The organism is Cellulosimicrobium sp. XJ-DQ-B-000, assembly GCF_031119065.1.
Classification (GTDB): Bacteria; Actinomycetota; Actinomycetes; order Actinomycetales; family Cellulomonadaceae; genus Cellulosimicrobium; species Cellulosimicrobium funkei.
Window position 1 is genome coordinate 82,296 of the sequence record NZ_JAVHYN010000006.1, and the last position, 22,230, is coordinate 104,525.

At 76.0% G+C, this 22,230-nt stretch carries 15 protein-coding genes; 7 read left to right on the forward strand and 8 right to left on the reverse strand.

The window, feature by feature from the left end:
• Positions 1-15: 15 nt before the first annotated feature.
• The 5 genes from RDI86_RS11260 to RDI86_RS11280 form a co-directional block, all read right to left on the reverse strand.
• On the reverse strand, positions 16-4,392 hold the full coding sequence (locus RDI86_RS11260; RefSeq protein ID WP_308821419.1) for an FtsK/SpoIIIE domain-containing protein: 4,377 nt from the start codon (positions 4,390-4,392) through the stop codon (positions 16-18).
• A gap of 193 nt (positions 4,393-4,585) precedes the next feature.
• Entirely contained in the window at positions 4,586-7,144 is a 2,559-nt protein-coding gene (locus RDI86_RS11265; RefSeq protein WP_308821420.1) for an FtsX-like permease family protein, read from the reverse strand.
• Positions 7,144-7,965: an ABC transporter ATP-binding protein gene (locus RDI86_RS11270; RefSeq protein ID WP_308821421.1), complete on the reverse strand. Its 822-nt coding sequence runs from the start codon at positions 7,963-7,965 to the stop codon at positions 7,144-7,146. Before RDI86_RS11270 ends, RDI86_RS11265 begins: the two co-directional genes overlap by 1 nt.
• A gap of 218 nt (positions 7,966-8,183) precedes the next feature.
• Positions 8,184-8,918 (reverse strand): response regulator transcription factor, encoded by a 735-nt coding sequence (locus tag RDI86_RS11275; RefSeq protein ID WP_051876517.1) that lies wholly within the window; start codon positions 8,916-8,918, stop codon positions 8,184-8,186.
• Positions 8,919-8,960: 42 nt separating this feature from the next.
• Positions 8,961-10,532, reverse strand: coding sequence for a histidine kinase (locus tag RDI86_RS11280; protein WP_308821422.1), 1,572 nt, complete (start codon positions 10,530-10,532; stop codon positions 8,961-8,963).
• A 104-nt stretch (positions 10,533-10,636) separates the two neighbouring features.
• On the opposite strand from RDI86_RS11280, the gene RDI86_RS11285 reads away from it, so the two are divergent.
• Entirely contained in the window at positions 10,637-11,320 is a 684-nt protein-coding gene (locus RDI86_RS11285; protein ID WP_031316534.1) for a response regulator transcription factor, read from the forward strand.
• 43 nt (positions 11,321-11,363) lie between these two features.
• Entirely contained in the window at positions 11,364-12,695 is a 1,332-nt protein-coding gene (locus RDI86_RS11290; protein WP_061267480.1) for an ATP-binding protein, read from the forward strand.
• Between the two features lie 21 nt (positions 12,696-12,716).
• On the opposite strand, the gene RDI86_RS11295 is transcribed toward RDI86_RS11290, so the two are convergent.
• Positions 12,717-13,268, reverse strand: coding sequence for a GtrA family protein (locus tag RDI86_RS11295; RefSeq protein WP_083711932.1), 552 nt, complete (start codon positions 13,266-13,268; stop codon positions 12,717-12,719).
• Between the two features lie 114 nt (positions 13,269-13,382).
• Between RDI86_RS11295 and RDI86_RS11300 the strand changes: the two genes are divergently transcribed.
• The 3 genes from RDI86_RS11300 (at position 13,383) to RDI86_RS11310 (ending at position 17,419) form a co-directional block, all read left to right on the forward strand.
• Positions 13,383-14,624 carry a 5-(carboxyamino)imidazole ribonucleotide synthase gene (locus RDI86_RS11300; RefSeq protein ID WP_308821423.1) on the forward strand — a complete coding sequence of 414 codons (1,242 nt, stop codon included), beginning with the start codon at positions 13,383-13,385 and terminating at the stop codon, positions 14,622-14,624.
• Entirely contained in the window at positions 14,621-15,139 is a 519-nt protein-coding gene (purE, locus tag RDI86_RS11305) for a 5-(carboxyamino)imidazole ribonucleotide mutase (protein WP_061267482.1), read from the forward strand. The genes RDI86_RS11300 and purE overlap by 4 nt, the downstream gene beginning before the upstream one ends.
• Positions 15,140-15,292: 153 nt before the next feature.
• Positions 15,293-17,419, forward strand: coding sequence for an acyltransferase family protein (locus tag RDI86_RS11310; RefSeq protein ID WP_308821424.1), 2,127 nt, complete (start codon positions 15,293-15,295; stop codon positions 17,417-17,419).
• 16 nt (positions 17,420-17,435) lie between these two features.
• Here the strand turns inward: RDI86_RS11310 and RDI86_RS11315 are convergent, their stop codons facing one another.
• Both RDI86_RS11315 and RDI86_RS11320 read right to left on the reverse strand, forming a co-directional pair.
• On the reverse strand, positions 17,436-18,866 hold the full coding sequence (locus RDI86_RS11315) for an LCP family protein (protein WP_308821425.1): 1,431 nt from the start codon (positions 18,864-18,866) through the stop codon (positions 17,436-17,438).
• Positions 18,867-18,870: 4 nt separating this feature from the next.
• A complete protein-coding gene (locus tag RDI86_RS11320; RefSeq protein ID WP_241005836.1) occupies positions 18,871-20,151 on the reverse strand; it encodes an LCP family protein in 1,281 nt (426 codons plus the stop codon).
• A 155-nt stretch (positions 20,152-20,306) separates the two neighbouring features.
• Between RDI86_RS11320 and RDI86_RS11325 the strand changes: the two genes are divergently transcribed.
• Positions 20,307-21,272, forward strand: coding sequence for a glycosyltransferase (locus RDI86_RS11325; protein WP_255179397.1), 966 nt, complete (start codon positions 20,307-20,309; stop codon positions 21,270-21,272).
• Complete coding sequence (locus tag RDI86_RS11330) at positions 21,269-22,117, forward strand: glycosyltransferase (protein ID WP_061267484.1); 849 nt, start codon at positions 21,269-21,271, stop codon at positions 22,115-22,117. The genes RDI86_RS11325 and RDI86_RS11330 overlap by 4 nt, the downstream gene beginning before the upstream one ends.
• Positions 22,118-22,230 lie beyond the last annotated feature (113 nt).

The window sequence follows — 22,230 nt, forward strand, 5'->3', positions numbered from 1 at the left end:
GTCCTGACTCGGCCGTCACGGTCGGGCGACCTGGAGCGGCGCCAGCCGCGCGCCCTGGACCACCACCCCGCGACCCGGTCGGGGCCGGCCGGGTTCGGCGAGCCACTCCAGCCCGTGCCCGAACACCTCGGCGCTCCCGCGTTCGCGCGGCGCGAGGACGATCCCGCTGCGCGCCCCGCGCAGGTCCGCGAGCGGACCGCGCAAGGCTGAGGCCGCGGCACCCGTGGTCGCCGACGCGAGCAGCACGAGCCCGTCACGGCACAGCGCCGCGAGCCGGTCGGCCTCCAGCACGCAGAGCTGGGTCAGCACGTCCAGGTCGTCGACCACCACGACCCGCGGCGCCGTCGCCCTGCTCGGGAACGTCTCAGCGCCCTGACCTGCTTCCAGCGTGTCGAGGAGGCGCGCGACGTCTGCCGGCGTGTACCGCCGCACGACGATCGCCCCGTTCCCGTTCCCGTTCCCTTTCTCGTTGCCGTTGCTGTGGCTCTTGCCGCTCGCTCTCCCGACGGCCGTCCTGCTCGAGCTCCTGGTCCGGTTGGTGGTGCGCGTCGTGCGTCCGTGGGCGGCCATCACGGCGCCCGCCAGCGCGTCGTCGCGGGTCACGACCGCGCGGAGCCCGCCGGTGGCGGCCGCGTGCCGGGCGAGCAGCGCGAGCGTGCTCGTGCGGCCGCTCCCGGGCGGCCCGACGACGAGCGCGCCGCGCCCGACGTCCATCCACAGCGTCCGCCCGTCGTCGCCGCCCCGGCCGACCGCGACCTCTGCGACGGCTCGGCTGTCCGGCTCCGCCACGACGGCGGCGGAGCTCGGGTCGCCCCCGCCCGGCGCGTGCCCGGCCACGTCGAGATCGACGGAGTCGACGTCGTCGGGCAGCGGGTGCAGCCGGAAGGCGCCCCGGCGGGGTGGCGCCGGGCGCCCTGATCGTCCTCGCGCGACGGTCGGTGGCAGCACGACCTGGCACATGAGCGGGTCGCCCGGCCCGAGCCACACCGCTCGGCCGGGCGGTCCGCCCTGCCCGGCGAGCGCTGCTGGCACGCCCAGCGACACGTCGTCGTGGCGGTCGCGCGAGGCCAGCACCGCTCTGACGCCGACGAGCGATGCCAGGCCGCCGACCGTCGGCCCGCTCGCGCTCACGGCGACCGCCGTGGGGGAGTCGGCGAGCACGTCCGCGAGGGCGTCGGCGCCGGCCCCGCCCGCGACGCCGGCGAGCACGCCGCGCACGGCCTCGACGTCGTCCACGAGGAGGAGGGTGCGCCCGGTCGTGCGGTCGAGCCTCGCGGGTCGGGACTGACCGTCGTCGTGACCGGCCAGGAGCCGGAGGAGGCGGGCGACGCGGCGCGGGTCGCTCCGGTCCACGACCGTGCCGGTGCCGGGGTGCGCCGCGAGGTCCGCGAGCCCCGGCCCGATCGCGTGGACCGCCCAGCCGTGGTCGAGCGCGGCCAGCCCGACGGTGCGCAGGGCCGTGGTGCGGCCAGACCGGGGCCGGCCCTGGACCGCGAGATGACCGTCGCGCGGGTCCCAGCGGACCACCGTGCGGCGCTGCAGTGCCGGCAGGTCGCCCAGCGCGACGGGCAGCGCGCGGTCGTCGGGGCACATCTCCGCGCCTTCGGTCCCTGCGGCCGTCGCGGAGCCCGCCACCTGCTCGCCGGCCGCCGTCGTGCCTGCGATGTCTTCGCTCATCTCCCGGCCGTCCGCCACGCGCTCGTCTGCCCCTCCGCCGCCTCCCTCGCCCACCCGCTCGACTCCGGCGAGGTCGTCGGGTCCGACGCAGACCGGCAGGGCGGGGAGCCACGGCGCGGGGTGGGGGCGCAGCCCCGACCGCGCCGCGACCTCGTGCGCCGCCGCGACGAGGAGCGGCAGGTGGTCGTCCGAGGAGCCCGGCGCAGGCCCGCCCGGGCCGCGTCCAGCGCCCCACGGGTCCGCGAGCCGCACGCGCGTCTCCGGCAGGGCGAGCGGCCCGCCGGCTCGTGCGCACTGCACGGCCACCGGTGGCTCGGCACCACGGCGCAGGACCAGGCGCCCGGGCGTCGCCGCGGGGACGCGGGCCGCGTGCGGCGAGTCGACGACGTCGCGCGAGTCGGCGACGTCCACGACCCGGAGCGCGATCCGCAGCGTGACGTTCGCCCGCACGTCGGCGCTGACGGCGCCTGCGGGCCGCTGCGTCGCGAGGACCAGGTGCACGCCGAGCGACCGGCCCTGCGCGGCAACACGCAGCAGCCCGGGCACGAGGTCGGGCAGGTCGTCGGCGAGCGCGCGGAACTCGTCCACCACGACCACGAGCCGCGCGAGCCGTCCCCGGGGGAGGGCGTCGATGCTCGCGACCTCCGCCGCGGCGAGGATCCGCTCGCGCCGGTGCAGCTCGGCCCGGAGCCCGGCCAGCGCCCGTCCCGCGAGCCCCGGGTCGAGGTCGGTCACCTGGCCCACGACGTGCGGCAGCCGGCCGCACGCCCCGAAGCTCGCGCCACCCTTGAAGTCGACGAGCGCGAACGACAGCTCGTCGGGCGAGCGTCCGAGCGCGAGCCCGGCGACCAGGGACTGCAGGAGCTCGGACTTCCCGGCGCCCGTCGTGCCGGCGACGAGCGCGTGCGGCCCCTCGCGGACGAGGTCGACGGCGACGGGCGCGCCCCCGGGCCCGACGCCGAGCACGGTCCGCAGGCCGTGCCCGTCCCGGCGGGCCGCGTCCTGCCAGCGCTCGGCGACCCACGTCGCGAGCCGGTCCGGCGCTCGCGGTGCGCCCAGCAGGGGACCGAGCGCGACCGCCGACGGCAGCGACCGCGCCGTGGGGTCGCCCGGGTCGGGCTCACCCGCACGGTCCCCGTCCCCGGTGCCCAGCCGGCCGAGGTGCTCGGCCGCGGCGAGCCGCCGCGCGAGGCCGAGCGCCCACCCGGCGCTCACGCCGACGTGCTCGCGCGGCGTCCGGGCGCCGTCGGGACCCGTGACGACGGCGACGGCTCCCGAGACGTCGACGAGCGTCCGGCACCACGCCGGGACCTGCGCCCGGTCCCCGAGCACCAGCAGCACGTCGGTGCCCACGGGTGCGCACCGCTCCCACGCCCGGGCGAGCTCGCCCGCAGGCACCGGGCCGTCGACGACGACGAGGCCGGGCGGGTCGGCGGCGGCCACGGCGTCGAGCGTCCGGACGGCGCGGGCGTGCGGCAGCCAGCGGCACCACGACCACGCGGGCGCGTCCTGCGCCGCGGGCCGCACCGTCAGTGGCGCCCCCGAGGCGAGTACCTCCACGAGCAGGGCCCGGGCCGCGGCGAGCGCGACGTCCCGGGGCCCGACGACGGCCACGCACCCGTCCGGCAGCCGGACCCGCGACGGGCTCGTCCCACCCGACGCCGCGAGCGACGCCCCGCCACCGGTCGCGCCCACGGACCCGCCCGACGTCGTGCCGACCGTCGTTCCCGGCGCCGCCCCTGACGACCCGGCGTGCGCCGAGGGAGCGCCCGCCGCCCCCGCCCCCGCCAGGTCGGCGCCCGGGGCGAGCCGGGCGATCGTCGCCCAGAGCAGGACGTCGGTGGGCCGGGGGTCCAGCGGGTCCACCGGCACGGTGCCGGGGGCGGTGCCGACGTCCGGCGGGGCCCCGGGCGGCGCGGCGCGCTGCGCGACGCGGCGGCGGCGCGCCTCGGCGATCGCGGGACCGAGGACCGCGAGCGGCCCCACGAGCGCGAGCAGCGCGAGGAGCGGCTGGCGCAGCGCCATCGCGAGCCCGACCGACGCGACGGCCGGCACGAGCGCGGTCGCGAGCTGCGCCGTCCCGAGGCGGCCGGCCTCGGCGGGACGGTCCGGACCCACGGCCGGTCCCGACCGTGGACCGTGCACGAGCGCGGGCCGCGCGCGCAGGGCGTACGCGCCGCCGGGCGTCACCAGGGCGCGGTTGACGCGCCAGCGCACCGCGCGCCACGAGCCCACCCGCCGACCGGCCCGGGCCGGGCGCGTACGAAGGACGGCAGCGTCGTCGGGCACTCGGCGCGTGCCGCGCGGAACGCGGACCCGCACCCGGGGCCCGCGCCGCGTGGTGCGCCAGCGGACGTCGAGCCGGTCGACGCGGGTGCGTCCCCGGTCGCCGTGCCCGACGGCGACGAGCCGCCCGGCGTCCGGGCCGCCCAGGACCGCGACGTGCCGGGGCGCCGCGAGCACGTCCTCGGGCACCGGCCCGTCGTCGCGACTGCGCGGGTCCGACCCCGCCCGCACGACCGTGACCGTCGCCCCGGGGAGCAGCGGGCGCGTGCCGCAGCGCTGGTCGTCATCGACGGGGACGCCGTCCACGGCCAGCGGCGCCGTGCGCAGCTCGGGGCGGCACCCGAGGTCGGCGAGAGCGGGTCGCGCGTCGCCCAGGCGCGTGCCCGCGGCGAGCAGGACGTCCGTGCCCGGGTGGACCGTTACGCGCACCCACACCCCGCCGTCGGACGGGGGCGCGGGAGTGCCGCCCCGCGGTGCACCGGGAGCGAGGGGCGGGGCGGGGGAGAGCACCCGGCGATCGTGCCCGACGGCGGTCCGCACGAGTCGGGCACGACCGCGCCCCTGTGGACGGGGGTCCGTCCACAGGGGCGCGCGTCGGCCGACGGCCGGTGGGGCGTCTCGCTCAGTCCACGGCGAGCGCCGCGACGGGCGACGTCCGGGCCGCGGTGCGGCCGGGGACGACGGAGGCGACGAGACCCGCGACGAGCGCGACCACGAGCACGAGCGCGATGTCGCGCCACGGCACGGCGAGCGACACGTCGCCCATGACGCTCAGCGCCGTGGCCGCTCCGGCCCACCCGTAGAGGACGCCCAGCACGATCCCGAGGACGGCCCCGACGCCCGCGATGAGCATGCCCTCGATCGCGAGCATCCAGCGCAGCTGGGAGCGGCTCAGGCCGATCGCCCGGAGCGTCGCGGACTCGCGTCGCCGCTCGATGACCGAGAGCGACAGCGTGTTCGCCACGCCGATGAGCGCGATGACGACCGCGACCGCGAGCAGCCCGATGATGACCCCGAGGATCGTGTCGATGACGCTCTGCATCGCCGCGCGCTCGACGGCGATCCCGGCGACCTCCACGGGCGTGTCCGACTCCACGACGGCGTCCTGGATCGCAGGGACCACCTGCGCGGCGGCGCCGGTGTCGTCGAGGCCGACCCACAGCCGGGACATGAGGCTCGTCGGGTCGACGGCACGCGCGTCGTCGACGGTGAGCAGCCCGCCGGAGCCGATCCCCCCGGTGCGGACCGTCACGTCGAGCGTCTCGCCCGTCGGGCCCGTGAGCTCGGCGGTCTCGCCGTCCGCGAGGCCGTAGTTCTCCGCCTCGCCCTCCGAGAGGAGGAGCGTCCCGGGACCGAAGGCCGCGAGGTCGTCCGGCGTCCGCACCACGGAGCGCGCGGCGTCGGGGTCGGCCCCGTGGAACGACGTCTCGGTGCCGTCCGGCATGGTCACTGTCGCGGCGTACAGCTCGACGACGCGGGACACGCCCTCGGTGCCGGACACGGCGCGCACGACGTCGGACGGCACGGGCTCACCGGTCGACCCGTACGCGTCCGTCGCGACCATGACGTCGACGGGGTACTGGTCGTCGAGCGCCGCGTCGAGCGAGGTGCGGGCGCTCGCGGCGCCGGTCGACATCATCGCGACGAGCGTGACGCCGATGAGCAGCGCGGTGCTCGTCGCTGTGGTGCGGCGCGGGTTGCGCAGCGTGTTCGCGGTGGCGAGGCGCGCCGTCGACCCGGTGCCCGCGAGCAGGCGGCCGACGAACGACACGACGGCGGGCAGCCAGTAGACCGCTCCGACGAGGACGCCCACGAACGACAGCGCGCCGCCGACGACCCCGGCGAGGAGCCCGATCTCGGGCTTGTCGGTGAGCCCGAGCCAGATCCCGCCCGCGAGGACGGCGACGCCGCCCAGCGTGAGCAGGGACGCGACGACGAGCCGCGCGCGGCCGCCCCCGCGCAGGATGTTCGGCGCGTCGGCCGGGCGCAGCGCCTCGAGCGGGGCGACGCGGGTCGCGGCGCGGGCGGGGGCGAGCGACGCGACGACCGTCACGAGCGTGCCGACCACGAGCGGCACGAGCACCACCACGGGCGTGACGGTGATGGTCGCGGGGACCGGGACGCCCAGGTCGGCGCCGCGCGCGACGAGGAGCGCGATCTGCGTGAGCAGGCCGCCCAGGACGATGCCGGCGAGCGACGACACGATGCCGAGGATCGTCGCCTCGGTGAGCACGGACCGGGCGAGCTGCGCCTTGTTCGCGCCGACCGCCCGCAGGAGCGCGAGGGTGCGCGTGCGCTGCGCGACGAGGACCTGGAACGTGTTCGCGATGACGAGCGCGGCGACGAGCAGCGCGACGGCGGCGAACGAGAGGATGACGTACGTGAAGACGTCCTGGTCGCCGGTCATCTTCCGCGCCTGCTCCTGCGCGTGCTCGTCCGGCGTGACGGCCTTCGCCCCGTCCGCAGAGGCGGCGACGAGCTCGGCGCGCGCGGTCTCGAGGTCCGTGCCGGGCGCGAGGGCCACCATCGCCGACGAGTAGGTGCGGGCCGGGTCGTCGGGCGTGGCCTGCGCGGCCTCCCAGGCGGCGACGTCCTCGGCCGGGACGACCACGGCGCCGCCCATCTGGGCGTACGCGCCGTACGGGTCGTCGGTCGTCCCGACGACGGTCAGCTCGTCGCGGACCTCCGTGTAGTCGCCGCCGTCGGGCGCGGTGTCGTCCCACACGTTGCGCGAGCTCGTGACGGTGTCGCCGATCCCGACGCCGAGGCGCTCGGCCACGGCGGTGGGCAGCGAGACCTGGCCGGACGCGGTGGGCATCGAGCCCTCGACGACCTCGAGCGCCTCGAAGCGCGGGTCGGACGGCGCCGGGACGCCGAGCTGGAACACGCGCTTCGCGCCGTGCGAGAGGTCGAGGTAGGTGAACGACGTGGCGTCGACGGCCTCGACGCCGGGCACGGAGCGCAAGGCCTCGACGTCGGGCGCCGTGAGGTCGTCCGGGGCGGACACGACGAGGTCGGCGTCCGCGTACTGTGCGGCGATCGAGTCGTTCGTGGTCTGGGTGATGACGTTGCCCGCGATGAGCGTCGCCGTGACGAAGGCCGTCCCGATGACGATCGCGACGCCGGCCGCGACGAGGCGGCCGATGCTGCGGCGCATCTGCGCCAGGGTGAGCCGGAACATCAGGCGCGCACCGCCTGCGACGCCGTCGGGGCGGGACCGTCGGTGCGGGCGTCGAGCGTGCGGAGCGCGTCGAGCCCCGCGAGCACCGACTCGGGCGTCGGGTCGGTGATGTCGCCCGCGATGCGCCCGTCGGCGATGAGCACGACGCGGTCCGCGTACGCCGCGGCCGTCGGGTCGTGCGTGACCATGATGATGGTGCGGCCGAGCTCGCGCACCGAGCGGCGCAGGAAGCTCAGCACCTCCGCGCCCGAGCGCGAGTCGAGGTTGCCCGTCGGCTCGTCGGCGAACACGACCTCCGGGCCGGCGATGAGGGCGCGCGCGATGGCGACGCGCTGCTGCTGCCCGCCGGACAGCTCGCTCGGGCGGTGGCTCAGGCGCGCCTCGAGGCCGAGCGTGCGCACGAGCGTCTCGAACCACGCACGGTCGACCTTGCCGCCCGCGAGCTCGACGGGGAGCGTGATGTTCTGCTCCGCCGTGAACATCGGCAGGAGGTTGAACGACTGGAACACGAAGCCCACGCGGTCGCGGCGCAGCTGCGTGAGCGCGTTGTCGTTGAGCCCCGTGACTTCAGTGTCCCCGATGAAGGCGTGCCCGCTCGTCGCGGTGTCGAGGCCCGCGAGCAGGTGCATGAGCGTCGACTTGCCCGAGCCCGACGGCCCCATGATGGCCGTGAAGTGCCCGCGCTCGAAGTCCACGTCGACGCCGTCGAGCGCGTGCACCGCCGCCTCGCCCGTGCCGTAGGTCTTGCGCAGCGTGCGGGCCCGCACCGCGGGCGGGCCGGCGGGGGCCGGGTCGGTGGGTCGGTACACGGTCGTGTCCACGTCGTCTCCTGGTTCGTCGTGCCGCACGCGGACCGGTGGTCACGGGCGTGCGTCGGGATCGTGGACGACGCTACGGAGGGGGCCCGGCCCACCGCGTCCGGCGATGGTCGGGTCATGGCCGCGGGCGGGGTCATCCTCTGGTCGTAGACGTCCCCCGCCCAGGGTGGACACGACGGCGCCCCACCGGTCGGCGACCGGTGGGGCGCGGGCGGAGCGGGTCAGGCGCCGGGGCGCACGAGCCCCGTCTCGTAGGCCGTCACGACGGCCTGCACGCGGTCGCGCGCGCCGAGCTTGGCCAGGATGCGCCCGACGTGGGTCTTGACCGTCGCCTCGGCGACGAACAGGTCGCTCGCGATCTCGGTGTTGGAGCGACCGCGCGCCATGAGCACGAGCACCTCGCGCTCGCGCTCGGTGAGGCCCTCGACGGCCGCGTGCGCGGGCGAGTCCTGGACCTGCTCGGCGGGCAGCGCCGTCACGAGGTGCTCGAGCAGGCGCCGCGTGGACGACGGCGCGATGACCGCGTCGCCGCGGTGCACCGTCCGGATCGCGGCCAGCATCTCCTCGGGCGGCGCGTCCTTGAGCAGGAAGCCGCTCGCGCCCGAGCGGATGGCCTCGAGCACGTACTCGTCGAGGTCGAACGTCGTGAGGACGATGACCTTCGGGGCGTGCGCGCCGTCGGCCGCCGCCGCGGTGAGGCGGGCCGTCGTCTGGAGCCCGTCGAGGTGCGGCATGCGCACGTCCATGAGCACGACGTCGACCGGGTGGTCCGCGAGCAGGCGCAGCGCCTGGAGCCCGTCGCCCGCCTCGACGGCGACCGTGAGGTCGGGCTGGGAGTCGATCACCATGCGGAAGCCCGCGCGCACGAGCTGCTGGTCGTCGACGAGCGCGATGCGCACGGGAGCGTGCGGCTCGGTGGCGTACGCGTCGCCGGGCACGGGGAGGGCGTCGGTCATGGTGTCCTGTCGGTCGGTCCGGTCGGAGGGCTCGCGCGCGGGTCAGGGGGGCGGCGGGGGCGGGGCGAACAGGCCCGGAGCCGGTCCCGCGGCCGTCCTGCCCGGTCCCATCCTGCCCGACGGTCCCGACCTGCCCGGCAGCGCGGGCCCCGACGGCACGGTCCCCGGCGGCACGGTCCCCGGCGGCACGGGGCCCGACGGCACGGGGCCCGACGGCGCGGGGCCGGGCGGCGCGGGCGAGCGACCGGGGACCGGCGGCACGGGCAGGCGCAGGTGCACGCGGAAGCCGCCGCCCGCGCGCGGCCCCACCTGGACGGACCCGCCGAAGAGCGCGGCCCGCTCACGCATGCCGAGCACGCCGTAGCCGCCGGAGCGGGCGTCCTGCCGGGCCTCCGCCGCGCTGGAGGCGCCCCGGCCGTCGTCCTCGACCTCGAGGTCGAGGGTCGTGGCGCCCCAGCGCACGACGATCGTGACCTCCGGGTCCGGCCCCGCGTGCTTGAGGACGTTGGTGAGCGCCTCCTGGCAGACGCGGTAGACCGTGAGCCCGGCCCCGGGCGGCAGGGTGCGCGCCTCGCCCACGCGCACGAACGACACGCGCATCCCGCTGTCGCGCACCTGGGCCACGAGGCTCTCGAGGTCGGCGGCGTCGGGCTGCGGCGCGCGCTCGAGCGCGGCCGGCGGGGGGTTCCCCGGGAGCTGCTGCGTGGGCGCGCCGGGTCCGGACGGCGAGCCCGGGCCGGGGGCACCGCCGCGCCCCGCGGGCAGCGCCAGGGTGCCCGCGGGCCCGACGGCGGCCCCCGGCGCGGGCGGGCGCGGCGGCTCGGACCGCAGCACGCCGAGCAGACGACGCATGTCGGCCAGTGCGGTGCGTCCCGTCTCGGAGACGGTCGCGAGCGCGCGGGCCGCGGCGTCGGGGTCGTTGGCGGCGGCGTACCGGCCGCCGTCGGCCTGGGCGATGATGACGGACAGCGAGTGGGCCACGATGTCGTGCATCTCGCGGGCGATGCGCGCCCGCTCGGCCGCGGTCGCGATCTGGGCCTGCTGGTCGCGCTCGACCTCGAGGCGCTCGGCGCGGTCGACGAGCGCGGCGATCGTCTCGCGCCGGGACCGCCGCACGAGGCCGAACGCCCAGACGGCGAGGAACGTCATGCCGCCGAACGCGGACGTGAGGAACACCATGAGCGCGAGGTCCTGGAGCCGGCCCGAGAGCAGCCCGAGCGCGACGCCCAGGACCACCGCGCCGACGAGCGAGGCGACGATCGCGGTGCGGTGGGCCCAGCGCGGCCCGTAGACCGTGACCGAGTAGAGCGCGACGAGGACGGCGAAGTCGGCGGGGAAGATGAGGAGGTAGCCCGCGAGCAGGTGCACGAGCGCGACCGAGTACACCGTGACCGCCGACGCGAGCGGGTGCGAGCGTCGCCAGGGGAGCGGCGCGAGGAGCAGCACGGCCCAGAACGCGGCCCAGCCGCCGCTCGTGCCGACGCCGCTCGCGCCCGACGCGGAGAACGCCGCCGACGCGGGCACGAACACCACCGCGAGGACGAGCGTGACGGTGAGGTCCACACCGAAGCGGTGCTCGTCGGACCACTGCCCGAGGCGCTCGTACCAACCCATGCGTCCAGCCTAGGCAGCGGGCGGTCGCGCGACGTCCGACCAGGGTCGCAGAGTTCACCGGGCACGATGGGACCGAAGTCGTACTGATGCCCTAGCATGAGCGAATGACCCACGTACTGCTAGCGGAGGACGACCCGGCGATTGCCGAACCTTTGGCGCGCGCACTGACACGTGAGGGTTACAACGTCGTCGTCCAAGGAACTGGTCAAGGGGCGATCGACTCGGCCAGCGGTGCGGACATCGTGGTGCTCGATCTGGGCCTTCCGGACATGGACGGCCTCGACGTCGCACGCGAGATCCGTCACAAGGGCCTGACCACGCCCGTGCTCGTGCTCACCGCGCGCGCCGACGAGGTCGACCTCGTCGTGGGGCTCGACGCGGGCGCCGACGACTACGTCACCAAGCCGTTCCGCCTCGCGGAGCTCCTCGCCCGGGTCCGGGCGCTCCTGCGCCGCTCGCACGGCGAGCAGGTCGACGAGGAGGAGCTCGCGGCGCAGGACGTCCGCATCGACGTCTCCGCGCACCGGGCGTTCCAGGGCGAGCGGGAGCTCCACCTGACCACCAAGGAGTTCGAGCTGCTGCGCGTGCTCGTCGCGAGCGCGGGCTCGGTCGTCGTCCGCGACGCCCTGATGCGCGACGTGTGGGGCTCGGAGCCCGTCGGCTCGACGAAGACGCTCGACATGCACGTGTCGTGGCTGCGCCGCAAGCTCGGCGACGACGCCAACGCGCCGCGCTACATCTCGACCGTCCGGGGCCTCGGCTTCCGCTTCGAGACCGGCGAGAGCTGACCGTCCCCTGACGGGACGAGGGACACGGGGAGCGAGGAGCAGCGTGCGGCGTCGGATGCTGCAGGCGACGGTGGCGGCCGTGGCCGTCGCCGTGATCCTCCTCGGGTTCCCCCTCGCCTTCTACGGCGCCCGGTTCGTGCTCCAGGGCGAGGTCGACGACCTCTCCTCGCGCGTCGAGCGCCTCTCCCGGTCCATCGACGCGCGCCTCGCGACGGGTGACGAGATCCCGGACCACGTCATCGAGGACGCGGTCCAGCCCCGCGCGAGCGACCCCCCGGCGCACGTCTACGTCGCGCTGCCCGACGGCACGGTGCTCACCGCGGGCGACGAGGTCACCGGCCGCGAGATCGAGCAGCCCCTGCACTCCGACTCCGGCGCGCTCGTGACCCTCACCGTCTCCTACTGGGACGCCTACCTCCGGGCCGCGCAGGTCGTGCTGCTCGTCGTGGCCGCGGCGATCGTCGCGTTCGCGGCGGGCATCGGGATGGCCGTGTGGCAGGCGAACCGCATCGCCGCGCCGCTCGTGTATCTCGCGGCGTCGGCGGAGCAGCTCGGCTCGGGGCAGGTGCGCCCACGGCTCGAACCCTCGGGCGTCGAGGAGATCGACCTCGTCGCCGCCGAGCTCGCGCGCAGCTCCGACCGGCTCGCGGGCCGGCTCGCCGCGGAGCGCCAGTTCGCGGCCGACGCGTCGCACCAGCTCCGCACGCCCCTCACGGCCCTGAGCATGCGGCTCGAGGAGATCTCCCTCGCGTCCGACGACCCGGCCGTCCAGGAGGAGGCGCGGATCTCTCTCGAGCAGGTCGAGCGCCTCGTCGGCGTCGTCGACGACCTCCTCGCGTCGTCGCGGCGCGCGCAGGGCGGGACGACGGAGGCGGTGAGCCTGCTCGACGTCGTGCACCAGCAGGAGGAGGAGTGGGTGCCGACGTTCGCGAAGGCGGGGCGCCGGCTCGTCGTCGACGTGCCGCCCGAGTACCAGGTGCTCGCGACGCCCGGCGCGCTCGCGCAGGTGCTGGCCACGCTCATCGAGAACTCCCTCAAGCACGGCGGCGGCACGACGACCGTCCGCGCGCGCCCGTCCGGCACGAGCGGCGCCATCGTCACCGAGGTGTCCGACGAGGGCGCGGGCGTCCCCGACGACCTCGCGCCGCGCATCTTCGAGCGCGAGGTCACCTCGGGCGCGGGGACCGGCCTCGGCCTCGCGCTCGCCCGGGACCTCGCCGCGTCCGACGGCGGCCGCCTGGAGCTCGCGCAGCGTCGGCCCGCGGTCTTCGCGCTCTTCCTCGCGGGGGTGCCGCGGCGCCTCGACCCGCGCGTCGTGCTGCCGACGGGGACGGTGGTCGCGGCCGGCGGTCGGCGTCGGCGTCGACGCGGCTGACGCGTCCGGGACGTGCGCGGCTCAGTCGGCCCGCACGTCCGCTGGTGGGCGGGCCGCGTCGTCGGCGGTCTTCGCCGGGGTCGCGGCGTCGGGGCGGTCTCCCGTGAAGACGAGGTGGCGGTACGCCACGTAGCGGAACGCCGTGCCCAGGGCGAGCCCCACGACGTTCGCCGAGACGTTCTTGGCGAGCGGCGACGTCAGCCCGAGCGCGTACGTCGAGATCGCGAGGCACCCCACGGCGATGAGCATCCCGCCCACGTTGACGACGACGAACGCCGCGAGCTCGCGCCCGCGCGACTGCGTGCGCCGGTCCGAGAACGTCCAGTACCGGTTGCCGACCCACGCCACGAGCGTCGCGACGGCGACGGAGACGATCTTCGCGGTGAGCGGCTTGTGCCCGAGGAGCTCGCCCGGGCCGAAGCTCAGCAGGTTGAACAGGCCCAGGTCGACGACGTACGCGAGCGCGCCGACCGACCCGAACTTCGCGAGCTCGCGGACCCGCGCCAGCACCCGCTCGCGGCGCGACCCGGACGTCGCGGACGTCTCCGCTCGTCGGTCCAGGTCGTTCACCACCCCTCGAGGCTACCGGCCGGTCCTGGCCCCCGCCCGGGTGCCGTCCGCCGTCCGTCCGTCCGACGGGCGGTCGGGGGAGGGCCGCCCCGCGGCCAGGCACTAGGGTGGGTGCACGTGGCAGCCCCAGTGATCGCCGTGGTCGGCGGAGGACAGCTCGCACGCATGATGGCCCCCGCGGCCGGAGAGCTCGGCGTGCACCTTCGCGTGCTCGTGGAGGCCGCGGACTCGTCCGCGGCCCAGGTCGTCGTGGACGCGCCCGTCGGCGTCGCGTCCGACGAGGCCGCGGTCCGCTCCCTCATCGCCCCCGCGGGCGCCGCCCCGGCGGACGTCCTGACGTTCGAGCACGAGCACGTCCCGAACGCGCTGCTCACCGACCTCCTCGAGCACGGCACGCCCGTGCGCCCGGGCCCGGACGCGCTCGTCCACGCCCAGGACAAGATCGTCATGCGGCGCCGGCTCACCGAGCTCGGCGTGCCGTGCCCGCGCTGGGCCGCGCTCCCCACGGACCCGACGGCGGCGCGGGCAGCGCTCACCGGCTTTCTCGCCGAGGTCGGGGGCGAGGCCGTGGTGAAGACGGCGCGCGGCGGGTACGACGGCAAGGGCGTCCGCGTGGTCTCGGCCGCGGAGGGCGGCCCCGAGCAGGTGGCGGAGTGGATCGAGGCCGCCGCGACGGACGGCCCCGAGCTCCTCGTCGAGGAGAAGGTCCCGTTCGCGCGCGAGCTCGCCGTGCTCGTCGCCCGGCGCCCGAGCGGCGGCGCGGACGGGCGGGGCGAGGTGCGCACGTGGCCCGTCGTGGAGTCGATCCAGCGCGACGGCGTGTGCGCCGAGGTGATCGCGCCCGCGCCCGGTCTGACCGACGGCGAGGCGCAGCGTGCGCGCGCCGCCGCCGTGCGGATCGCCGAGGGGCTCGGCGTCACGGGGGTGCTCGCGGTCGAGATGTTCGAGGTCGCGGGGGAGGACGGCCCGCGCGTGCTCGTGAACGAGCTCGCGATGCGTCCCCACAACTCCGGCCACTGGACGATCGACGGCGCGATGACGAGCCAGTTCGAGCAGCACCTGCGGGCCGTCCTGGACCTCCCGCTCGGCGACACCGCGGCGACCGCGCGCTGGACCGTGATGGCGAACGTCCTCGGCTCGACCCTCGACGAGCTCACCGACGCGCTGCCCGACGTCCTCGCCGCGTTCCCCGACGCCCGGGTCAACCTCTACGGCAAGGGCGTGCGCCCCGGGCGCAAGCTCGGCCACGTCAACGTGAGCGGCGACGACCTGGACGACGTCCGGCGCCGGGCCCTGGCCGCCGCCGCGACCCTGCGGGGCGAGCGCCCCGCGACCGACCCGAGCGAGGAGCGCGCATGAGCCAGAACCCCGTCGTCGGCATCGTCATGGGGTCGGACTCCGACTGGCCCGTCATGGAGGCCGCCGCCGACGCGCTGGCCGAGTTCGACGTGCCCGTCGAGGTCGACGTCGTCTCCGCCCACCGGATGCCCGTCGAGATGATCGACTACGGCCGCACCGCCGCGGAGCGCGGCCTGCGCGTGATCGTCGCGGGCGCCGGGGGAGCGGCCCACCTGCCGGGCATGCTCGCCGCCGTCACGCCCCTGCCCGTCATCGGCGTCCCGGTGCCGCTGCGCCACCTCGACGGCATGGACTCGCTGCTGTCGATCGTCCAGATGCCCGCGGGCGTCCCCGTCGCGACGGTGTCCGTCGGCGGCGCGCGCAACGCGGGCCTGCTCGCCGCGCGCATCCTCGCCGCGGGCACCGACGACGACGCCGCGCGGCTGCGCGAGCGCATGGTGGCCTTCCAGGCAGACCTGGGGGAGCAGGCTCGTGCCAAGGGTGCGCGACTGCGGGCGGCGCGCTCCGGCCTCTGAAGCCTCGGGCGCCACCGGCGTGGTCCGTTTCGGGGTACGCGCGCCGACCGGGTAGCCTCGAACGGATCCTCGGCGACGCGAGGAGCGGGTGCGGTGCGCCCGCCGGGGGAACGCGTCGGCGAGGCCGCCGCCCCCTCGACAAGGATGACCAGCATGACCCCACCCCCCTGGGCCGCCGGCCTCTCGGAGGCCCGCGCCAGCGGTGCGGTCGCGCCGGTTCGCCGGCACGCGCGGCCTCGCGGGGCCGGTGCGCCCGCGACGGCCGGGTACCGGCACGACCTGGACGGCCTGCGCGCCGTGGCCGTGCTGCTGGTCGCCGTCTACCACGTGTGGGTGCACCGCGTCTCCGGCGGCGTGGACGTCTTCCTCATGCTCTCGGGGTTCTTCGTCGGCGGGGGACTGCTCCGGAGCTTCGCCCGGGGGGCGCCCGTCCGCCTGCGCGACTATCTACCCCGGCTTGCCCGGCGCCTGCTGCCGGCTCTCGTCGTCGTGCTCGCGGCGGTGCTCGTCGCCAGCATGGTGTGGCTGCCGCGTACCCGGTGGGGCGACGTCTCGGGAGAGACCCTCGCCTCGCTCCTCTACGTGGAGAACTGGCGGCTGGCCGTCGGCGAGCACACCTACGGTGCCGCGGACGCGATGCAGAGCCCGCTCCAGCACGTGTGGTCGCTGTCGGTCCAGGGCCAGGTCTTCGTCGGGGTCCCGCTCCTGCTGCTCGCGGTCTGGTGGTGCACCCGTCGGTGGGCGTCGCCCGCTCGGCTCTCGGCGGTGCACGCGACGGTGGTCGTCCTCGCCGTCGCGTCGTTCTTCTACGCCCTCGTCTCCGTGCGTCTCGACCAGTCGTTCGCGTACTACGACACCTTCGCCCGGTTGTGGGAGTACCTCACGGGGACGCTGCTCGCGCTCGCGGTCGTGCGCGCGCGGGTCTCGCGCGGGTGGAGCGTCGTCGGCGGGTGGGTCGGCGTCGCGGTCCTGCTCGCCGCCGGTCTCGTCGTGGACGGCGGCTCGTCCTTCCCCGGCCCCGCGGCGCTCGTGCCCGTCGCCGGTGCCGCGCTCGTCGTGCTCGCCGGTGCGACGTCCGACGGACAGCTCCCGCGGGGCTCCGTCTCCCGCCTCCTCGCGTCGACGCCCGTCGCGCGGGCGGGCGGCTACGCCTACACCTTCTACCTGTGGCACTGGCCGGTGCTCGTGTTCGCGATCGTCGTGCGCGACCGGCCCGTGGGGTGGCTCGCGGGTACCGCGGTGCTGCTCGTCGCCGGGGCGCTCGCCTACGCGACCCGGCGCTGGGTCGAGGTCCCGCTCCGTTCGGCCACGCCACGTCCCCGGACCGACGGGCTGCGCGGCCTGCGAGTCGCGGTCGCGGTCGCGGCCGCGCTCGCCGTCGCGCTGCCGCTGGGGTGGTTCGGCCAGCTCGAGATCCAACGGCGGTCGTTCAGCACCGTGGACACCGCGAGCTTCGAGGGGTTCCCGGGGGCGATGGAGGTGGCCGCGCCAGGGGTCTTCTCCGTCGAGAAGGACGCCACGCCGGTCCCTGACCCCGTGACCGCACCGTTCGACGTGGCGCTGCCGACGCGGGACGAGTGCGTCACCTACAACGAGGACACGACCGTGGTGCGGTGCACCTACGGCGACGAGACGGCGCGGACGGTCGTCGCGGTCGTCGGCAACTCCCACGCGGAGCAGTGGGTCGACGCCCTGTCCGGGATCGGCTCCGTGTCGGGGTTCCGGGTCGTGACCTACCTCAAGGGCGGGTGCCCGTTCTCGCTGGACACCCCGGAGGAGAACCCGTGGCAGTCCTGCCGGGACTGGAACACCGAGGTGGTCGAGGAGCTCGTCGAGTCGCCGCCCGACGCGGTCTTCACCATCGGGACGCGGTACTCGTGGAACGACGACAGCATCCCGGGCAACGAGTTCGTGCCGCCGGGGTACGTGCGGGCCTGGGAGGCCCTCGACGCCGTGGGCGTCCAGGTGGTCGCCCTCCGCGACACGCCGTGGCTGCTGGAGTCGGCTCCGGACTGCGTCGCCGTCAGCAACGACCCGACGGTCTGCGCCGTCGAGGCGACCAGCGTGCTCGACGTGCGGAGCCCGGCCGACGACATGGAGCTGCCCGCCAACGTCGCGCTCGTCGATCTCAACGACATCGTGTGCTTCGACGGGGTGTGTCCCTACGTGCAGGGCAATCGCATGGTCTATCGGGACAACAACCACCTGACGCAGGCGTACGTCCGCTCCATCGCCCCGGTGCTCGAGGAACGCGTGCGGGACGTGCTGCCGGTCTTCTGACCCCGTCCGCGGTCCGCTACTGCGGCAGCCCGCCCACCTGGCCGGGTGCGAGGTTGCCGTCGCGGATGTCGACCCAGAACTGGCCGACCGTCTCGGGGTCGAGCTGCACGGTCGCTCCCAGGTTGCCGCCGGGGCGGAAGTCGGGGTTCGAGATCGGTGGGGTGCCGGTGATGCCGTCGGGCCCGTTGGCCTTGCGGAACGCGAGCACGAGCTTGCCCAGGTCCACGACGCCGGTCTTCTCGTCGACGGTGAGCGCCCCCAGCCCGGAGTCGAGGAGCGAGACCTGGTCGCCCGGGCGGAAGAGGATGCTGGGGTTCGCGGCCTGCGAGCTGATCGCGCCGATGACCTGGCGCTGGCGCTCGGCCCGCCCGATGTCGCCCTTCGGGTCGGAGTACCGCATCCGCGAGAACGCGAGCGCCGTGTGGCCGTCGGCGACGTGGCAGCCCGCCGTCCAGACGAGCTCGCTCTTCGGGTCGTCCACGTCGTAGTCGAGGCACAGCTCGACCCCGCCGACGGCGTCCACGATCCCCTCGACACCGCCGAACCCCACCTCGACGTAGTGGTCCACCGTGAGACCGGTGAGCTGCTCGACGGTCTGCACCAGCAGCGCCGGGCCGCCCCAGGAGTACGCCGAGTTGAGCTTGCTCGACCCGTTCCCCGGGATCTCCGCGTACGTGTCGCGCGGCAGGCTGATGAGCGCGACCGGGCCGCTCGGGGGTGCGTGGAGGACCATGATCGTGTCGGTGCGCGCGCCCTCGGTGCCGTCCTCGCTGATGCCGTCGCCCCGCGCGTCCGACCCGGCGAGCAGGTAGGTGCTGCCGGCGGTGCCGGGAGCGCCGGAGAGCGCCTCCACGTGCTGGATCTTGCCGTTGGCCCAGATGAGCAGGCCGACGGGCCACGCGAGGATCGCGACGATGACGACGCCGGCGACGAGGCCGACGACGCGGCCCTTGCGGACGCGGAAGCCGCCGCGACGAGAGGGCCCGGGGGCCGACGGGGGCCGCCCGCCGCCCGGACCGCCGGGCCCGGCCGGGCGCGGACGAGAGGCCGCCGTGGAACGGCCCGGGCTCGCGGTCGCGGCGCGTGCGCTCGCGTGCGGGGACGACGAGACGCGAGCGGGTGCCGAGCGCTCGGCAGAGCGCGCCGGTGCGACGGACGGAGGCAGCGCCGTCGCGGCGGGCTCGCCCCGGGAGCGCGTGCGTCCGGCGGGCGGCGCAGGCGGCGGCGTCCCCTTGCGAGCCGGGGTCACCGGGATCTCTCGCGACGACTGACGTCGGATGCGCGGCTCGGCCCGGACGGCGTCGTCGGGAACCGACCGCGCCGGCGGCCGGGGGCGACCGCTGTTCCCGACGGCGATCGCGTCGTCGGCCGACGAGGGCCGGGGCGAGCGACCGCCCTGGGGCGTGAAGCTCGGCGGCAAGGACCGGGGGTCGCGTGGGTCGGTCATGGGGTCACCCGCACTGCGAGGTCTGGTCGGCGGCGGAGAACGCCTCCTTGCCGGCTTCCTTCGACTGCACCGGCGCCGGGTCGGTGGCGGCCGGGTCCGGCGCGGGGGCGTCGTCTCCCTCCGTGACCGGCGGGGCGTCGGTCGCGCTGTCGTCCGCCGGCGGGGAGGCCGGGGCAGCGGGCGCGACGATCGGCTCGTCGGCGCGCACCTTCGCCCACAGCTCGTCGGCCTCCGAGGTCCAGACGACCTTCGCGTCGGGGTCCCGCGGGTCCGGCGCGTTCGGAACGGTCATGAAGGTGATGTTGCCACTGGTCGCGCCCTGGAGGCTGAAGGCGAGCCCGGCGAGGCTCGGGATCGACGAGAGGTTGTCGCTCATCGTCAGCGACTTGGTGCCCGCGTCCACGAACCCGTAGATCTGCCCGAGGTCCGAGAGCAGGTTCTTCGACAGCACCTGGTTGACCGTCGCGGCGAGGAGCTGCTGCTGGCGGCCGATGCGGCTGAGGTCCGACCCGTCTCCGACCCCGTAGCGTGCCCGGGCGAACCCGAGCGCCTGGGCGCCGTCGAGCGTCTGCCACCCGGCGGCGAGCTGCAGGTCGGCCTTGGGGGAGTCGATCGCCTCGGGGATGCAGATGGGAACGCCGCCGATCGCGGTCACCATGTTCTGGAAGCCCGCGAAGTCCACGACGACGAAGCCGTCGACGTACACGTCGGTGAGGCTCTCGACGGTCTGCACCGTGCACGCCGCGGCGGAGTCGACGTCCCCGCCGACCGTCGCCCCGTCGGCGAACGCGGCGTTGAAGCGCGTGTTCGCCGGCGCGGTCTTCTTCCCGTTCGTCGTGGTGCACGCCGGCACGTCGACGCGCGAGTCGCGCGGGATCGAGATCATCTCCACGCGCGAGCGGTCGGCAGAGACGTGCACGAGGATCGTGGTGTCCGAGCGCATGCCCTCGACGCCCTCGACCTCGTGGCCGTTCTCCCCTCCGCGTGCGTCGGAACCCATGACCAGGACGTTCAGCGGCTTGCCGGCGTTGGGGTCGCTGGGGTCGGGGACGGTCTGCTCCGGCCGGTCCTCCACCAGCTCCAGCGCGTTCGACGACGTGATGTTGCCCTGGATGCTCGTCAGCGCCGTCGCCCCTCCGACGGCCCCGAACGCGAGCACCGCCGTCGCCACCATGCCGACGGTGCGTGCCACCCGGTGGGTGCGCAGCGTCCGCGCGTGCGCGGGCCCGCGCGGCGGCGCGGAGGCTGCCGCGGCGCGGTCCTGGGCTCGGGTGCGGGATGTCACGGGAGTCGAGCATAGGCCGCCCCTGCAACGGCGCGGCGCCTGCGCGGAGCGCGGGTGGTGGAGGACTTGTGCAGGCGGACGGCCCGGCGCCCCGCGGCGGCGCGGGAGCCCGGTCGCGGTCCGGTAGCCTGCTCGTCGTGTCGAGAACGGGTGGGGTGTCCGCCGAGCCCCGGGTGGTCGCGGTGGTCGTGGCGTACAACCGGCGCGACCTGCTCGTCGAGTCGCTCGACGCCCTCGCGGGGCAGACGCGCGCCGTCGACGCGGTGCTCGTGGTGGACAACCGCTCGGACGACGACTCCGCCGTCGTCGCCGGCGAGCACCCCGTCGGCGCGACCGTCCTCGAGATGTCGCGCAACACGGGCGGCGCGGGCGGCTTCGCGGCCGGGATAGCGCACGCCGTCGAGTCGATGGACGCGGACCTGGTCTGGCTCATGGACGACGACACGATCCCCTTGCCCGGTGCGCTCGAGGCGCTCCTCGAGGCGAGGGCTGCCTACCCGGGGCCCGTCGCGCTCCTGGGCAGCCGCGTCGTCTGGCACGACGGCCGCGAGCACCCGATGAACACTCCCCGCACGAGGCCCGGAGCCTCGCCCCGCGCCCTGTCGCGCGCGGCGGAGGCCGGCTCGCTCCCGGTGCGGTCGTCGTCCTTCGTCTCGATGCTGGTCGACGCCCGGGCCGTCCGGCACCACGGGCTGCCCGTCGCCGACTACTTCATCTGGAACGACGACTTCGAGTTCTCGTGCCGCCTCCTGCGGCACGGGACCGGCCTGTACGTCCCCGGCTCCGTCGTGGAGCACCGGACACGGACCTTCGGCGCGACCGACGTCGACCCGGGCGAGCGCTTCTACTACGAGGTGCGCAACAAGCTCTGGATGCTGCTTCGCTCGCCCGCTCTCGCACCCGAGGAGCGCGTGCTGTACGCGGGGTCGTCCGCGCGGCGGTGGGCTCGTACCTTCGCCCGGTCGTCGCGGCGCTCGGTCCTGGTGCGCTCGGCCGCGCGCGGCCTTCGGGACGGCCTCGTGCGCGGCCCGCGTCCGACGTCGCAGGTGCTGTCGGGCGCGACGCCGTGGGGAGACGAGGTCGTCGCGATCGAGGACGGCGTGCGGACGGGGGGACGGTGAGCGCCCCGTTCTCGGTGCTGCTCCCGGTCTACCGCGGGGACGTCGTCGCGCAGCTCCGCCGCTCCTTCGAGTCGGTCACCGCGGAGCAGACCCGGCAGCCGGCGCAGGTGGTCATCGTGCGTGACGGTCCCGTCGGCCCCGAGCTCCGCGCACTCCTCGCGGCCCTGCCCGCCCGGTCGCCGGTCCCGGTGGAGCTGGTCGAGCTCGAGCGGAACGTCGGGCTCGCGCTCGCGCTCGAGGCGGGCCTCGAGCGCTGCGCGCACGAGATCGTCGCCCGGCAGGACGCCGACGACATCAGCCGTCCGGCCCGGTTCGAGCGGCAGATTCCCCTCGTCGAGTCGGGACTGGACATCGTCGGATCGGCGATCGAGGAGTTCGAGGACGAGTCGGAGGACGAGGGCGTCGCCGAGGGCCACCTGGTGCGGGTCCCGCCGCTCACCGGTGCGGAGATCGAGCGCGCCGTCCGCTTCCGCTCGCCGTTCAACCACCCGTCGGTCGTCTACCGCCGGTCGGCCGTCGCCGCGGCCGGAGGCTACGAGGACCTCCCGCTCATGGAGGACTACTGGCTGTTCGCCCGCATGATCGCGGGCGGTGCTGCCACGGCCAACGTCCCGGAGCCGCTCGTCCTCTACCGGGTGGGTGCCGGGTCGTACTCCCGCCGCGGGGGGACACGGCTGCTGCGCTCGGAGCTCGAGCTCCAGCGTCGGCTGCGGAGCATCGGGATCACGACCCCGGCCCAGGAGCTGCGGAACTCGGTCGTCCGCGGGGGCTACCGGCTCGTGCCGGAGGCCGTGCGTCGTCGTGCCTACGGGGCCTACACCCACCGCAAGCACGGCGGGGGATGAGAGCGGGCAGGGGCGTCGTCCGAGGACCGACGCCCCGGCCACCGGCGCGACGGCACCTGCGGGCCCGGTGCACCGCCCGAGCGGGCGCCCGAGGTGAAGGTTCGGTGAGGGAA